Origin of the sequence: Streptomyces sp. NPDC004542 (assembly GCF_040610035.1) — a bacterium.
Lineage (GTDB): Bacteria > Actinomycetota > Actinomycetes > Streptomycetales > Streptomycetaceae > Streptomyces.
This window is the reverse complement of record NZ_JBEXLP010000214.1, coordinates 1-1466: the sequence shown is the minus strand read 5'-3', so window position 1 is coordinate 1466 and position 1466 is coordinate 1. Positions and strand designations below refer to the sequence as shown.

The 1466-nt window shown below is 69.8% G+C and carries 1 protein-coding gene; it reads left to right on the top strand.

The window, feature by feature from the left end; all coding sequences use genetic code 11:
* Positions 1 to 140: 140 nt before the first annotated feature.
* Positions 141 to 1460 (top strand): ISL3 family transposase, encoded by a 1320-nt coding sequence (locus ABZX30_RS38140; protein WP_355943053.1) that lies wholly within the window; start codon positions 141 to 143, stop codon positions 1458 to 1460.
* Positions 1461 to 1466: the final 6 nt, after the last annotated feature.

Here is a 1466-nt window from a genome sequence, read left to right as displayed (position 1 = left end):
GCGGTGCGCTGGTTCGGGCTGCTGACACGGCGTCACGCTCCGTGTTGGATCGTGCGCCTTGGCCCTGGACGCAAGGTGCCCGTGGCCCTGCGTGATCATTTCTGTTCTCTACGCAGAACGATCATGCAGGAGCCACGGGCTTGCTCAACGATACGACGTTGCTGCTCGACCTCGACGGGGTGTCCGTCGTCCGGGTCGAGCGGCTGGCGGACGGGACGCGCCGGGTCCACCTGGCCACGGCCGATGAGAGGGCGCGGGCGTGCCCGGCCTGCGGGGTGTTCGCCACCAGGGTGAAGGGCTCGGCGGTGACCCGGCCCCGCGATCTGCCGTACGGCGAGAGCGGGCTGGAGTTCCGCTGGCACAAGCGCCGCTGGTGGTGCCGGGAGGCCGGCTGCCCGCGCCGGTCCTTCACCGAGCAGATCCCGCAGATACCGGCCGGCGCACGGATCACCATGCGATTGCGCGGTGCTGCCGGGCGGCGCATACGCGACGCTGCCTCCACCGTCATCCAGGCCGCCCGGGATCTGCGTCTGTCCTGGCCGACCGTGATGGACGCCTTCCGCGCCGTCGCACACGAGGTCACCGAGGTCCCGCTGCCCGAGGTGAAGGTGCTGGGCATCGACGAGACCCGGCGCGGACGGCCCCGCTGGGAACAGGACCCCGCCACGGGTAAGTGGATGCTGATGCGCGATCGGTGGCATACGGGGTTTGTCGACGCGCTCGGCACCGGCGGCCTGCTCGGCCAGGTCGAGGGCCGCACCGTCGCCGATGTGCTCACCTGGCTCGCCGCCACCCCGCTGACCTGGAGAAAGGGCATCGAGTACGTGGCCATCGACATGTCGGCCACCTACCGCGCCGCCGTTCGCACCGGTCTCCCGCAGGCCACTGTCGTGGTCGACCACTTCCACGTCGTCCAGCTCGCCAACAAGATGCTGTCCATGGTCCGGCGCCGCACCACCGCCGAGATGCGCGGACGACGCGGACGCGCCAGTGACCCGGAATGGAAAGCCAGGCGGCGCCTGCTGCGCAACCGCGAGGACCTCACCGACGAGCAGTTCGCCACGATGTGGAACACGCTGCTGGGCGAGGGGACGATCGGCCAGACCCTGCTGACGGCATGGATCGCCAAGGAGAACCTGCGCAACCTCCTCGCCCTGGCGAGAACCGGCGCCGACCGCCACCAAGTCGGCCACGCCCGCTGGAAGTTCCTCACATGGTGCGCGGACTCCGACATCCCCGAGGTGCGGCAGCTCGCCGTCACCGTCGACCGCTGGTGGGCCGAGATCGCCGCATTCATCGACACCGGGCACAGCAACGCCAGGAGCGAAGGCATCAACCGTGTGATCAAGCTCGTCGCCCGCAACGCGTTCGGCCTTCGCAATGCCGACAACCAACGGCTACGGACACGCTGCGTCACCACCCGCCGGGCCCGCGGACACCTCCGCACCGCTCAACTTTGAAGACCC